General features: G+C 70.7%; 13 protein-coding genes and 1 tRNA gene. 8 read left to right on the top strand and 6 right to left on the bottom strand.

The window, feature by feature from the left end; translation table 11 throughout:
- Positions 1-79 precede the first annotated feature (79 nt).
- The 7 genes from galU to ACIQ7Q_RS15615 all read left to right on the top strand — a co-directional run bounded on the left by galU (position 80) and on the right by ACIQ7Q_RS15615 (position 5,407).
- On the top strand, positions 80-991 hold the full coding sequence (galU, locus tag ACIQ7Q_RS15645; RefSeq protein WP_403861058.1) for a UTP--glucose-1-phosphate uridylyltransferase GalU: 912 nt from the start codon (positions 80-82) through the stop codon (positions 989-991).
- Complete coding sequence (gene glp, locus ACIQ7Q_RS15640; RefSeq protein ID WP_403861055.1) at positions 988-2,289, top strand: gephyrin-like molybdotransferase Glp; 1,302 nt, start codon at positions 988-990, stop codon at positions 2,287-2,289. The genes galU and glp overlap by 4 nt, the downstream gene beginning before the upstream one ends.
- A gap of 72 nt (positions 2,290-2,361) precedes the next feature.
- Positions 2,362-2,871, top strand: coding sequence for a cyclic pyranopterin monophosphate synthase MoaC (gene moaC / locus ACIQ7Q_RS15635; protein ID WP_403861052.1), 510 nt, complete (start codon positions 2,362-2,364; stop codon positions 2,869-2,871).
- Positions 2,868-3,374, top strand: a complete 507-nt coding sequence (locus ACIQ7Q_RS15630; RefSeq protein ID WP_403861049.1) for a molybdenum cofactor biosynthesis protein B — start codon at positions 2,868-2,870, stop codon at positions 3,372-3,374. The genes moaC and ACIQ7Q_RS15630 overlap by 4 nt, the downstream gene beginning before the upstream one ends.
- A complete protein-coding gene (locus ACIQ7Q_RS15625; RefSeq protein ID WP_403861047.1) occupies positions 3,371-4,000 on the top strand; it encodes a GNAT family N-acetyltransferase in 630 nt (209 codons plus the stop codon). Before ACIQ7Q_RS15630 ends, ACIQ7Q_RS15625 begins: the two co-directional genes overlap by 4 nt.
- Positions 4,001-4,135: 135 nt before the next feature.
- Positions 4,136-5,233 carry a gephyrin-like molybdotransferase receptor GlpR gene (gene glpR, locus ACIQ7Q_RS15620; protein WP_403861044.1) on the top strand — a complete coding sequence of 366 codons (1,098 nt, stop codon included), beginning with the start codon at positions 4,136-4,138 and terminating at the stop codon, positions 5,231-5,233.
- A gap of 100 nt (positions 5,234-5,333) precedes the next feature.
- A tRNA-Ala gene (locus ACIQ7Q_RS15615) sits at positions 5,334-5,407 on the top strand.
- A gap of 162 nt (positions 5,408-5,569) precedes the next feature.
- On the opposite strand, the gene ACIQ7Q_RS15610 is transcribed toward ACIQ7Q_RS15615, so the two are convergent.
- A complete protein-coding gene (locus tag ACIQ7Q_RS15610) occupies positions 5,570-6,511 on the bottom strand; it encodes a trypsin-like serine peptidase (RefSeq protein WP_403861041.1) in 942 nt (313 codons plus the stop codon).
- Between the two features lie 112 nt (positions 6,512-6,623).
- Positions 6,624-7,112: a GNAT family N-acetyltransferase gene (locus ACIQ7Q_RS15605; protein ID WP_403861038.1), complete on the bottom strand. Its 489-nt coding sequence runs from the start codon at positions 7,110-7,112 to the stop codon at positions 6,624-6,626.
- A gap of 117 nt (positions 7,113-7,229) precedes the next feature.
- On the opposite strand from ACIQ7Q_RS15605, the gene ACIQ7Q_RS15600 reads away from it, so the two are divergent.
- Positions 7,230-8,027, top strand: a complete 798-nt coding sequence (locus tag ACIQ7Q_RS15600) for an exodeoxyribonuclease III (RefSeq protein WP_403861035.1) — start codon at positions 7,230-7,232, stop codon at positions 8,025-8,027.
- Between the two features lie 83 nt (positions 8,028-8,110).
- Here ACIQ7Q_RS15600 and ACIQ7Q_RS15595 read toward each other — a convergent pair whose 3' ends face one another.
- The 4 genes from ACIQ7Q_RS15595 to ACIQ7Q_RS15580 all read right to left on the bottom strand — a co-directional run bounded on the left by ACIQ7Q_RS15595 (position 8,111) and on the right by ACIQ7Q_RS15580 (position 11,869).
- Positions 8,111-8,341 carry a hypothetical protein gene (locus ACIQ7Q_RS15595; RefSeq protein WP_403861032.1) on the bottom strand — a complete coding sequence of 77 codons (231 nt, stop codon included), beginning with the start codon at positions 8,339-8,341 and terminating at the stop codon, positions 8,111-8,113.
- 104 nt (positions 8,342-8,445) lie between these two features.
- Entirely contained in the window at positions 8,446-9,327 is an 882-nt protein-coding gene (locus ACIQ7Q_RS15590; RefSeq protein WP_403861029.1) for an SDR family oxidoreductase, read from the bottom strand.
- Entirely contained in the window at positions 9,324-10,262 is a 939-nt protein-coding gene (locus ACIQ7Q_RS15585) for an alpha/beta fold hydrolase (protein ID WP_403861026.1), read from the bottom strand. Before ACIQ7Q_RS15585 ends, ACIQ7Q_RS15590 begins: the two co-directional genes overlap by 4 nt.
- Positions 10,259-11,869 (bottom strand): flavin-containing monooxygenase, encoded by a 1,611-nt coding sequence (locus ACIQ7Q_RS15580; protein WP_403861023.1) that lies wholly within the window; start codon positions 11,867-11,869, stop codon positions 10,259-10,261. The genes ACIQ7Q_RS15585 and ACIQ7Q_RS15580 overlap by 4 nt, the downstream gene beginning before the upstream one ends.
- Between the last annotated feature and the right edge of the window lie 103 nt (positions 11,870-11,972).

The raw sequence follows: 11,972 nt of genomic DNA, 5'->3' as shown, positions 1-11,972 counted from the left end.
CTCTCGTACACGTCGTTATGCGGATGAAGTTAACCGGAGCATCATCTTCCGCCCATACTCAACGGATAGGCTGCTGCGCATGACTCAGTCGCACTCCAGGATCAGCAAGGCTGTCATCCCTGCCGCAGGCCTCGGTACCCGGTTCCTGCCTGCCACGAAAGCCACTCCCAAAGAGATGCTGCCTGTGGTCGACAAGCCCGCGATCCAGTACGTCGTCGAGGAGGCGGTTTCGGCCGGCCTCTCCGACGTGCTCATGATCACGGGTCGTAACAAGCGCCCGCTCGAGGACCACTTCGACCGCAACTACGAGCTGGAGGAGGCGCTCTCCCGCAAGGGCGACGCCGGACGGCTCGCCAAGGTCCAGGAGTCCAGCGACCTCGCCACCATGCACTATGTGCGCCAGGGCGACCCGCGCGGCCTCGGTCACGCCGTGCTGTGCGCGGCGCCGCACGTCGGTGACCAGCCGTTCGCGGTCCTCCTCGGCGACGACCTGATCGATCCCCGCGACCCCCTGCTCGCGCGCATGGTCGAGATCCAGGAACGCGAGGGCGGCAGCGTCATCGCGCTGATGGAGGTCGACCCGGCCCAGATCCACCTCTACGGCTGCGCCGCCGTGAAGCCCACAGGCGAGAGTGACGTCGTCAAGATCACCGACCTGGTGGAGAAGCCCGACCCGGCAGAGGCGCCGAGCAACCTGGCGATCATCGGCCGCTACGTCCTGGACCCGGCGGTCTTCGGGATACTGCGCGAGACGGAGCCGGGCCGCGGCGGCGAGATCCAGCTCACCGACGCCCTCCAGAAGCTCGCGGAGAACGAGCGGGCCGGCGGCCCGGTCCACGGCGTGGTCTTCAAGGGCCGCCGCTATGACACCGGCGACCGTGGCGACTATCTGCGTGCCATTGTCCGACTCGCATGCGAACGTGAAGACCTGGGCCCGGAGTTCCGGGACTGGCTTCGCAGTTTCGTGACCGAGGAGATGCAGGACAAGTGAGCAGTGCGACCTGGTCGGTGGACGACCACCTGGAGGACATTCTCGGCGCGATCCGGCCGCTCGACCCCATCGAGATGCAGCTGCCCGACGCGCAGGGCTGTGTCCTCATGGAGGACGTCACCGTCCCTGTCGCCCTGCCGCCGTTCGACAACAGCTCCATGGACGGTTACGCGGTCCGGGTCGCCGATGTCGCGGGCGCCACGGAGAAGTCCCCCGCCGTCCTCACCGTCATCGGCGACGTCGCGGCCGGCAGCGAGGGGCTGCCCACCGTCGAACCCGGCCAGGCCGCGCGCATCATGACCGGAGCACCTCTGCCACCCGGCGCCGAGGCCGTGGTCCCCGTCGAGTGGACCGACGGCGGCAGCGGCGGGGGAGCGGCGCAGACGATGCGCCCCGCCGGCGAGGCGCCGGAGGGCGCGAGCGGCGAGGTCCGCGTCCACCGGCCGGTCGCGGAGCGCGCCCATGTGCGCGCCCGTGGCAGCGACGTGCAGTCGGGCGACCTGGCGTTGGCCGCGGGCACCGTCCTCGGGCCGCCGCAGATCGGCCTGCTCGCCGCGATCGGCCGCGGCACGGTTCGTGTCCGCCCCCGACCGCGCGTGGTCGTCCTGTCCACCGGCAGCGAACTGGTCCAGCCCGGTGAGGAGTTGACCGAGGGCCGGATCTACGACTCCAACAGCTTCGCGCTCGCCGCCGCCGCACGGGACGCCGGTGCGCTCGCCTACCGGGTCGGCGCCGTCACCGACGACGCGCAGACCCTGCGCGCCACCATCGAAGACCAGCTGATCCGCGCCGATCTGCTGGTGACCACGGGCGGCGTGAGCGTCGGAGCGTACGACGTGGTCAAGGAGGCGCTCTCGCCGGTCGGCGATGAGGACGAGCCGGGCAGTGGGATCGACTTCCGCAAGCTCGCCATGCAGCCGGGCAAGCCCCAGGGCTTCGGCTCCATCGGCCCGGAGCGCACGCCGCTGCTGGCCCTGCCCGGCAACCCGGTCTCGTCGTACGTCTCCTTCGAGCTCTTCGTCCGCCCGGCGATCCGGGCCCTGATGGGCCTGCCGGACGTGCACCGGCCCACGGCCCGCGCCGTTCTCAAGGCCGACGGGGCGCTGAGTTCCCCGGCCGGTAAGCGCCAGTTCCTCCGCGGCAAGTACGACGCGCAGTCCGGCAGCGTCACCCCTGTGGGCGGCTCCGGCTCCCACCTCGTCGCGGCGCTCGCGCACGCCGACTGCCTGATCGTCGTCCCGGAGGCCGACACGTCGGTGGAGCCCGGGGCGGAGGTAGGAGTGGTCCTCCTGGGCTGACCGGCCCCCTGTGGCGGTAGCGTGTCTGACCACACAGGCCCTGACGGGACCGGACCGGGAGCACAGGCGCACATGAGCACGCACGGCAGGCTGACGCACATCGACGAGGCGGGGGCGGCCCGCATGGTCGACGTATCCGGGAAGGACGTCACCGCCCGCACCGCGCGAGCCACTGGCCGCGTGCTGGTCTCGCCGCACGTCGTGGAGCTGCTCCGCGGCGAGGGCGTCCCCAAGGGCGACGCGCTCGCCACGGCGCGGATCGCCGGGATCATGGGCGCGAAGCGCACGCCGGACCTCATCCCGCTCTGTCATCCCCTCGCCGTCTCCGGCGTGAAGCTCGACCTTCTCGTCGCCGACGACGCGGTCGAGATTGCCGCCACGGTGAAGACGACCGACCGCACGGGCGTCGAGATGGAAGCCCTGACGGCGGTCTCTGTCGCCGCTCTCACCGTCGTGGACATGGTGAAGGCCGTCGACAAGGCGGCGGTCATCACGGACATCCGCGTCGAGGAGAAGACCGGCGGCAAGTCCGGCGACTGGACCCGCGAGGGACGCGAGGGAGCAGAAGGAGCGCACGCATGACCGCCGCCCACGCCACGGCCCCGTACCGAGCGCTCGTGGTCACCGCCTCCAACCGCGCTTCTGCCGGTGTGTACGAGGACAAGGGCGGCCCGATCATCGCCGAGAAGCTCACCGCGCTCGGCTTCGCCGTCGACGGCCCGCGGATCGTCCCCGACGGCGACCCGGTCGGTGAGGCGCTGCGCGAGGGAGTCGCCGAGCGGTACGACGTGATCGTCACCACCGGCGGTACCGGTGTCTCGCCGACCGACCGCACCCCCGACGTCACCCGCGCCCTGCTGGACCACGAGGTCCCCGGCATCCCCGAGGCGATCCGTGCGTACGGGCGCGAAAAGGTCCCCACCGCCGTACTGTCGCGAGGCGTCGCGGGAGTCGCCGGCCGGACCCTGATCGTCAACCTCCCGGGCTCCACCGGGGGCGTACGGGACGGGCTCGCCGTGCTGGAGCAGATCCTTCGCCACGCCGTCGACCAGCTGCGCGGCGGCGACCATCCCAGACCGTCATGAACGCCACCTGGCCGGTCGTCCTGGTGGACGGTGATGTCACCCTCCGCCCGATAAAACTGCGCGACCATCGGAATTGGCGCGAGGTCAACCGGCGCAACCGCGACTGGCTGCGCCCCTGGGAGGCGACGATCCCGCCGCCCACGCCCGGGGGGCCGGCCATCCAGCGCCCGACCTACCGGCAGATGGTCCGCCACCTGCGCGCGGAGGCGAGCGCGGGCCGGATGCTGCCGTTCGTGATCGAGTACCAGGGCAGGCTCGTCGGCCAGCTGACCGTGGCCGGGATCACCTGGGGCTCGATGTGCTCGGGCCATGTCGGCTACTGGGTCGACCGGGGTGTCGCGGGCCGCGGCGTCATGCCGACGGCTGTCGCCCTCGCCGTGGACCATTGCTTCCGCGCCGTCGGACTGCACCGGATGGAGGTCTGCATTCGGCCCGAGAACGGGCCGAGCCGCCGGGTCGTCGAGAAACTCGGATTCCGGGAAGAGGGGATGCGACCCCGCTATCTCCACATCGACGGCGCTTGGCGCGACCATCTCGTCTTTGCGCTCACCGCCGAGGAGGTGCCGGAGGGGCTGCTCCGCCGCTGGCACCAGGCACGACCCGGAACGGCCAGAGAAATAAAATAAGTGTTCGAAATTGATCGCCGTGGGCCGGAAGCGGTCTGAACAATCACAAAAAAAGTCCGTGATATCAGCCAGATCGTGCGACACACCGGGCCAATTGGCGGATGCTCTTGTGCAAATCCCTCTACGGTGTGTTGCGTGAGCAGCAGCGGCCTCATCTACGCAGTCATCGTCGGGGCCTGGGCCGCCTACTTGGTGCCGATGTGGCTCCGCAGGCAGGACGAGCTGAACGAAGCCCGTCCGACGGAACGCTTCTCCACCGCCATCCGGCTCCTGTCCGGACGAGCGGCGATGGAGCGCCGGTACGCCAAGGAGCTGCGGGAACGCACCGCCGAGCAGCCCGAGCACGACGTGGACCCGGATGCCGACACGGATCGTTTGAGTTCCGTGGACGTCCGGGCCTTCGCCGCGCCCCGCACCGAAATCCGGCAGGACGCGCCCGACAGCGCCGAGGTGAAGGACCGGCCCGCCGGCCGGATCCCGGCCCGGCGCTCCGCACCGCGTCAGCGGCCCGATCGGGCCGCCGCGGAGCGCGCCCGGCGCAGCAGGGTCCTCGCCCGTCGCAGACGGACGACCACGGTCCTCTTCCTCGCCTTCACCCTCGGCACGATCGCCGCGGCGGTCGGCGGGCTCGGTTTCCTGTGGGCGCCGGCCGCCCCGGCGGTGCTCCTCAGCGTCTACATCATGCAGATGCGCGCCCAGGAGCGGCGGCGCTTCGCCTTCACGATGGACCGGCGGCGCGCGGAAGCCGCGGCGCAGCGGCTGCGCGAGAACCATCCTCGCCGCCACCAGGCGGCGGCGACGGCCGAGCCGGCCGAGGAGCCGCCGGCGCACGCCGAGCCCGAGCTCGAGCCGAAGCTCTCCCCGCAGGAGGCGGGCCGCCGGGCGCTGGTCGAGCAGACCGACCACGCGGAGTGGGTGGACCAGCAGCGTCAGCGCGGTCCGGCGACCGGCGACAGCTGGGAGCCGGTCCCGGTCCCACTGCCTACGTACGTCACCGCGCCGGTGGCGCCGCGCGCCTCGAGCGGCGTGGACGTCAGCGACCCGGAGACCTGGAGCGCCGCCCGTTCCTCGACGGCCGAGCCGGTTCCGCCGCAGCGCGAGACCCCCGGTCCGCCTGCCGAGGCGCCTTCGGGTCGCCGCACGCCCCAGCAGCGTCGTACCCGCGACCGCGGCCGGACGCCGCTCTTCGACCAGTACGCGGACGAGGACCGGCCGCGCGCCGCCAACGAGTGACGCCGCACACCGGGACGGCGCTGGTGACCGGCCGGGTGACCAGCGCCGGAACGGATTTCCAAGCACCCCGATCGGGATGCTAGAGTTTCACTCGTTGCAAGGGCCTGTGGCGCAGTCTGGTAGCGCACCTCGTTCGCATCGAGGGGGTCTGGGGTTCAAATCCCCACAGGTCCACCGCAGCTGAGAGCCCCAGTCGGATTCGTCCGACTGGGGCTCTCGCCATTGCTGGAGCTTTCGCCGCCGGCGGAGCAGCCGAGCGTCGCAACTGGGGCCGGACCGGTGACCGTTGCCCGGGCCCCTGCTCGTTCGCCGGTCGGGCGGCGGCGCCTCACCGCATCAGGAGGCCTGGGCCTTGTCGTAGACCGCCTTCGCCTCGTTGCCGAAGTACGGGCCGAACATCCGGTTCGGCAGGAACGTGTAGCCGAAGCTGTTCACCGACGTCTGCAGGCCCGTGCCGGTGGCCTCGTCGAAGGACTCGAACCAGGGGCCGCCGCTGGAGCCGCCGGTCATGTTGCAGCCGAGGCTGTGGTCCTTGGAGAAGAGGAAGTCCTTCGAGCTGTTGCCGCTGCAGTGGATGAGTTTGCTGCCGTCGTACGGGTCGGCCGCCGGGAAGCCGAAGGCGTACATCGGCTTGTTGTAGCCGCCGTTGAACTTCAGGCCCTGTGCCCCGACCGTCTCGGCGAGGGTCCGGCCGTTCAGCGGGGCGACGACGGCGGCGCCGACGTCGTAGTTGATGTCCTCGCTCGCGGCCCACTGGTCCGTGGCGAGGATCTTCGTCGCGCTCCACTGACCGTACGGAGCCTGGCCGTTGTCATAGCCGGGGACGAAGACCCAGTTGGTGTGCCAGGAGCCCTGGTACTTCACGCAGTGGCCGGCGGTGATGACCGTGCTGCCGTTCCGGCTGGTGACCGAGTTGCCGGAGCAGGAGGCCGTACGGCCCCCAAAGGTGAAGAAGACCCGGCCGGACGTCTTCACCACCGCGCCGCCGCCTGTCCACGGGCCGCCGGCCTGGGGGAAGGAGGTCGGCCCCACGACGGCCTCCTGGCCGCCCGGGACGGGTGCCGTGAAGGAGCCGGGGGTGGCGCGGACGAGGTCGAGCGGCGTGGCGCCGCGCATGCGCTCGGCGGTCCAGAAGCCCTTGGCCGCCGCCTTCGGGGCGAAGGACGTGGGTGCGGGTGAGGGGGAGGGGGCGGCGTCCGCGGACGTGGCGGACAGTGCCCCGGCGAGCAGGGCGCCGACGGCGGTGAGGACCGAGGCGGCAAAGCGGTGGCGTCTCACGCATGTCTCCTTCTGCCGTGCCCGCCCGTGAGATGACCCGGGCGGGTTGGGGGGGACAGGGCTGTGCGGATCGACGTGCGTGAGGCAGAGTGCCACGAAACCCGTGACTATGTCAGGGGCGCGTCAAAGGCTTGGCCATGCAGAGGCTGCTCTTGTACTCGCGGTAGTGGCCGAATTTGGCACACGGCAGATAGCCGCTGGAGGTGTAGAGGGCGATCGCCTCCGGCTGCATGTCCCCGGTCTCCAGGACCATGCGGGTCCGGCCCGCGCCGCGGGCGTCGTCCTCGAGGAGGGCGAGGATGCGGCGGGCGAGGCCCAGGCCGCGCGCCTCGGGTATCACGTACATGCGCTTGAGCTCGGCGTCCCCGTCCGAGTACCCCTCCGGGTTCTCGTCCTGGGTGCGCCAGCCGCCGGACGCGACGGGGCGGTCCTCGACGTCGTACGCGATGAGATACAGGCCACTCGGCGGGACGAACATCGAGGCGTCGAGCGGTGTGGCGTCACCGTCTCCGTCCCCGTAACGCTCCACGTATTCGAGCTGGACCTGGTCGTTGAGCTTCACAGCATCGGGGTGGTCGAAGCCCGTAGTTCTGACATGCATGCCCAGAAGCGTACGTGTATGCGAACGCTCTCGGCCGGTATGGTGCCGGGATGCTCACCGTGACCTCCGACAGCGCGTCGGCAGTCTCACGCCGCTCTTGAACCTTTGGAGCATGTTTTGCTCACCGTGACCTCCGTGAACGTGAACGGTCTCCGGGCCGCCGCCAAGAAGGGCTTCGTCGAGTGGCTGGCCACGACCAGCGCCGACGCGATCTGCCTCCAGGAAGTACGCGCCTCGGCGGATCAGCTCCCCGCCGACGTGCGCGACCCCGAGGGCTGGTTCACGGTGCACGCGCCGGCCGAGGCGAAGGGCCGGGCCGGCGTCTCCCTCTACACGCGGCGCGAACCTGACGCGGTGCGGATCGGATTCGGCTCGAGCGAGTTCGACGGCAGCGGACGGTATGTCGAGGCCGACCTTCCCGGCGTCACGGTCGCGAGCCTCTATCTGCCGTCCGGCGAGGTGGGCACCGAGCGGCAGGACGAGAAGACGCGCTTCATGGGCGAGTTCCTTCCCTACCTGAAGGAGCTGCGGGACCGCGCGGCGGCGGACGGCCGTGAGGTCGTCGTCTGCGGTGACTGGAACATCGCCCACCGCGAGGCCGACCTCAAGAACTGGAAGGGCAACAAGAAGAACTCCGGCTTCCTGCCGGAGGAACGGGAGTGGCTCGGCCGCGTCTTCGACGAGGCGGAGTACGTGGACGTGGTCCGCGCCCTGCATCCCGATCAGGAGGGCCCGTACACCTGGTGGTCCTACCGCGGACGCGCCTTCGACAACAACACGGGCTGGCGCATCGACTACCAGGTGGCGACGGCCGGTCTGGCGAAGCGCGCGGTGAAGGCCTGGGTGGAGAGGGCGGCGACGCACGGCGAGCGCTGGTCGGACCATGCGCCGGTGACGGCGGTCTACGAAAGCTGAACCGCCGCCCCCGGCCCACGGAAAGGGCGCACCCGCCGTATTGCGAGTGCGCCCCTCGTCCGCAGCCCTGCTACGGCGCCTCGTCAGGCGTCGTAGTCCTCGAGCCTGTCGCGACGGTCGCGCATGGCGTCCTCGCCACGCTCGCGCACGGCCTCCTCGGGACGGCCGCCTTGCTCACGGCCCGGCCGCCCGCGCTCGGGGGCCTCTTCGCGGCCGCGCTGCGTGCGCTGCGACGGGTCGCCCTTGCCGGCCTTCTGCTTCGCCTGCTCCGCGAGCTCCTGCGCCTTGTCCTTGAACTGGTCTGAGATGCCCATGAAAGGTCACTCCTAAGAGGGGTGTGGGGGTCGGGGGCGACTGCCCCCGGGGCTGCGACCAGCGTTGCACGCAGGCACAAAGCGCGCATTTTGATCAGTTACGCTCAGTGGCTCTCCGTGCGAACTGCCTCGTCAGCGGCCCCTCCGGCCCCCACGAGGCCCGTTGAAACCTTGCCCAGGCGCGGCTCGAAGCGGCGCATCTCGCGCTGTCCCACCGTCCCGATGACAGCGGGGAGATAGCCGCGGATCGACTGCATCCCCCGAAGCCACCACTGCGCGTACACATGCGAGGAGCGGCGCTCGATTCCGGCGACGATCCGGTCCACGGCGGGCCCGAGCGGATACGTCCGGTTCGACGGCCACGGGAGCCGCTGCCTCAACTCCCGCATGACGTCGTCCTCGTCGGCGCCGCGCACCATGTCGGTGTCCGTCCACGACAGGTATCCGACACCTACCCGCACGCCCCGGTAGCCGACTTCGGCGCGCAGGCTGTGCGCGAACGCCTCCACGCCCGACTTCGACGCGCAGTACGCCGACATCATCGGCGCCGGAGTGATCGCGGCGAGCGACGCGATCTGCAGGAAGTACCCACGGCTTTCGAGCAGTACGGGCAGGAACGCCCGCCCCGTCACCGCGCTGCCGATCAGATTGACCTCGATCACCCGCCGCCAGGCGACCGGATCCGACTGCAGGAACGGCCCGCCGGACGCCACGCCCGCGTTGGCGACGACGATGTCGACCTTGCCGAAGCGCTCCTTCACCTCCTGCGCGACCCGCGCCATCGCCTCGTGGTCGGTGACGTCCGCATGCCAGTGGTCGCATTCGGTGTGGAGCCGCGCCGCGACCTTCTTCAGTTCGTCGGGCTCGAGGCCGACCAGCGCCACCTTCGCGCCCCGCGCGGACAGTTTGCGCGCCAGCAGTTCGCCGACACCGCGCGCCGCGCCCGTGACGACCGCGACCTGTCCCTCCAGGCTCACCTTGCTCATGCGGCCTCCTCCTTGGCGTTCAGGTACGTGTCGACCAGTTCGCGGATCTTGCCGGTGACGGCCTCCGGGGCCTCCACCGGGCTCATGTGTCCGACCCCCGCGAGCTCCACGAGCTCGAGGCACTCGGGAAGTTCGGCGGCCAGCCGCTTGGCGTGCACGATCGGCGTGAGCCGGTCGGCGGTGCCGCCGATCACGATGGCGGGCACGTCCAGCGCCCGCACCCCCTTGTCCAGGTCGAGTTCACCGAGCACCCGCGACCACGCCACCCGCACGGGGCGCGGGCAGGCGTGGACGATCCGGGCGCACTCGTCGACCCGCTCCGGCGCTGAACCGGGGCCCATGGTCGCGTACTTGAGAATGCGCCGGGACACCGGCGTCACCGGACCGAGCGGGGCACGGGCGCCGAGGACCAGATGCGTGAGCCTGGTGCGCAGCCGCCCCGGCCGCATCGGCAGGACGAGCGACTCGTCGACCAGGCGGGCGCTGCCCGTGCTGCACAGCAGGACGGCGGCCGCGTGGTCTTGGAAGGCGGGCCGGCCGGACGTGGCCATCAGCGTCATGCCGCCCATGGAGTGCCCGGCGAGCACGGCCTTCTCGCCCGGCGCCAGTACCGCTTCGAGCACGGCCTCCAGGTCGTCGGCGAGCTGCTCGGTGCCGACCGCCCCCGCCGGTGTACGGCCGTGGCCGCGCTGGTCGTAGACGACGACGCGGTGGTCGGCGGCGAGGGCCCGTATCTGTGCGGCCCAGAAGAGGGTGGAGCAGGTCCAGCCGTGGGCGAGCACGACCGTGGGGGCTCCCCCAGAGCCTCCGGCCTGGGAGGTACCCCCATCGGAGCCGTGCACCTCTACATGGATGCGCGACCCGTCGGCGGAGACGGCGGTCAGTTCGCGGTCGGCGACGGGCGGGGCGTCGGCGCGGTGCAGCAGCCGGCTCATGCGACGGCCTCCGGGTTCTTGGTGGTCGAGGCGGTCCGGGTGGTCGGGGCCTTCGGGCTGTTCGCTGCCTTTGTGCCGGCGCCGGCGGGCTCCTGCTTCGTACGGTCGGCCCGGACGACCTCGTACTCGGCGAGGTCCACGTGCCGCGTCGCGCTGCGGAACTCGGTCGTCGTGCCCGGCCAGATGGTGGTGTTGCGGCCGCCTGCGTCCAGATACCAGCTGGTGCAGCCGCCGGTGTTCCACACGGTCCGCTTCATCCGCTGCTGCACGCGGCGGTTCCACGCGTGGACCGACGAGGGGCGGGCCGCGAGAGCGGAGCCTTCACCGAGCAGGTTCAACTGCCGCATGTAGTCGGCCATGTAGTTCAGCTGGGACTCGATCATCAGGATCATCGAGGAGTTACCGAGCCCGGTGTTGGGTCCGATGATCGTCATCCAGTTGGGGAAGCCTGCCGCGGTCGCGCCCCGCAGCGATTCCATGCCGTCCTTCCACGCCTCCGCCAGCGTGATCCCCTCCGCTCCGACCACCCGCTCTGCGATCGGCATGTCGGTGACATGGAATCCCGTGCCGAGGATGATCGCCTCGACCTCGGTCTCCGTGCCTCCCCCGGAGCCTCCGGCCTGCGAGGTACCCCCGGCGGCGACGACGGTCGAGCCGCGCACCTCGGTCAGGCCGGAGGCGACGACGTCCACATTGGGCTGGGCGAGCGCCGGGTAGTACGTGCTGGAGAGCAGGATGCGCTTGCAGCCGATGCGGTACGAGGGCGTGAGCTTGGCCCGCAGTGCGGGGTCCTTGATCGACTTGGCCATGTTGGCCTTGGCGATCCGCTCGATCAGGCCCAGTTCGTCGGGGCGCTTGGTGAACGCCTGGACCTGCAGCTCCCGGATGCCCCACAGCAGTCCCCGCCGTGCGGCGCTGGTGAACGGCAGCTGCCGGTGCACCCAGCGTTCGGCGCCGGAGATCTTGCGGTCCATGCGCGGCATGACCCACGGCGGCGTGCGCTGGAACAGGGTGAGCCTTTCGACCTCCGGCTGGATGGCGGGCACGATCTGGATCGCGGACGCTCCGGTGCCGATCACCGCGACGCGCTTGCCGCGGAGGTTGTACTCGTGGTCCCAGCGCGCGGAGTGGAAGACCTTGCCGGGGAAGTCGGCGAGTCCCGGGATGTCGGGCATCTTCGGGTCGGACAGCGGACCGGTCGCGGAGACGACGACGTCGGCGGTGAACGTTCCCTGCGACGTCTCGATCTCCCAGCGCAGCTTGTCGTTGTCCCAGCGCATCATCAGCACTTCGTGGTTGAAGCGCAGATGGGGGCGGAGCCGGAACGTGTCGGCGACGTGCTCGAGGTAGGCGCGGATGTGCTCCTGGCCGGAGAAGGTGCGGGGCCAGTCGGGGTTGGGCGCGAAGGAGAACGAGTACAGGTGCGACGGTACGTCGCAGGCGCATCCCGGGTAGCTGTTGTCCCGCCAGGTGCCGCCGACCGAGTCCGCGCGCTCCAGGACGACGAAGTCGGTGATCCCCTCGCGGCGCAGCCGGACGGCAGCTCCGAGGCCGCCGAATCCGGATCCGATCACCGCCACTCGTACATGCTCGTGCTGCTGGCCCATGCCGCGCCTCCCGCTGAACATCCGAACGTCCCGAACCGAACGCAAAAACGCTGCCAGCAATCACTGGCATGGTTGGGAGGGTAGAGCAGCTCCCTACCGAGCG

Source organism: Streptomyces sp. NPDC096176 (assembly GCF_044763255.1).
In the GTDB taxonomy this organism is placed as follows: Bacteria; Actinomycetota; Actinomycetes; order Streptomycetales; family Streptomycetaceae; genus Streptomyces.
Note: the sequence above shows the minus strand (reverse complement) of the source record. Positions and strands in the feature narration are given on the sequence as shown.

What these genes read in the sequence shown, in the direction of transcription:
- ACIQ7Q_RS15595 (WP_403861032.1), bottom strand. Translation starts at nt 8,341, where the DNA reads ATGGGCATCTCAGACCAGTTCAAGGACAAGGCGCAGGAGCTCGCGGAG.
- galU (WP_403861058.1), top strand. Translation starts at nt 80, where the DNA reads ATGACTCAGTCGCACTCCAGGATCAGCAAGGCTGTCATCCCTGCCGCA.
- ACIQ7Q_RS15630 (WP_403861049.1), top strand. Translation starts at nt 2,868, where the DNA reads ATGACCGCCGCCCACGCCACGGCCCCGTACCGAGCGCTCGTGGTCACC.
- ACIQ7Q_RS15625 (WP_403861047.1), top strand. Translation starts at nt 3,371, where the DNA reads ATGAACGCCACCTGGCCGGTCGTCCTGGTGGACGGTGATGTCACCCTC.
- ACIQ7Q_RS15605 (WP_403861038.1), bottom strand. Translation starts at nt 7,112, where the DNA reads ATGCATGTCAGAACTACGGGCTTCGACCACCCCGATGCTGTGAAGCTC.
- ACIQ7Q_RS15580 (WP_403861023.1), bottom strand. Translation starts at nt 11,869, where the DNA reads ATGGGCCAGCAGCACGAGCATGTACGAGTGGCGGTGATCGGATCCGGA.
- moaC (WP_403861052.1), top strand. Translation starts at nt 2,362, where the DNA reads ATGAGCACGCACGGCAGGCTGACGCACATCGACGAGGCGGGGGCGGCC.
- ACIQ7Q_RS15585 (WP_403861026.1), bottom strand. Translation starts at nt 10,262, where the DNA reads ATGAGCCGGCTGCTGCACCGCGCCGACGCCCCGCCCGTCGCCGACCGC.
- ACIQ7Q_RS15590 (WP_403861029.1), bottom strand. Translation starts at nt 9,327, where the DNA reads ATGAGCAAGGTGAGCCTGGAGGGACAGGTCGCGGTCGTCACGGGCGCG.